We start from the raw sequence: 440 nt of genomic DNA on the forward strand, positions 1-440 counted from the left end.
GCCCCCCACAGGCCGATGGCCTTGGGCCGCTCCTCCTCGTCGAAGATCTGCATGATGACGGCGAGGGTGGTGGTCGCCAGCAGCGCACCACCGATGCCCATGCCGGCCCGGGCGGCGATGAGCTGCCCGGAACTCTGGGCGAAGGTGGCCGCCGTGGAGCCGAGCCCGAACAGGACGAGGCCCGTCTTCAGCATCAGTTTGCGGCCGTAGCGGTCGGCGACGCTGCCCGCGGTGAGCAGCAGGCCCGACTGGACCAGGGCGTAGGCGTTGATCATCCACTGGACGTCGGCCGTGGAGGCGCCCAGGTCCTCGGTGAGCACGGGGATCGCCACGTTGAGGACGGTGTTGTCGAGCAGGACCACCAGTTGCGCGAGGCAGATCACCCCGAGGATGACCCAGCGCCGCGGATCTCGCTCGGTGGGGGGAACTGACGGCTGGGT

Annotated in this window: 1 protein-coding gene; it reads right to left on the bottom strand. The window is 69.8% G+C overall.

From position 1 onward, the window contains the following. Window positions 1–383 (bottom strand): MFS transporter (locus tag LPA54_RS39155; RefSeq protein ID WP_308112932.1); only part of this gene is annotated, 383 nt, incomplete at its 3' end. Between the last annotated feature and the right edge of the window lie 57 nt (window positions 384–440).

The organism is Streptomyces sp. DH12, from assembly GCF_020873895.1.
Classification (GTDB): domain Bacteria; phylum Actinomycetota; class Actinomycetes; order Streptomycetales; family Streptomycetaceae; genus Streptomyces.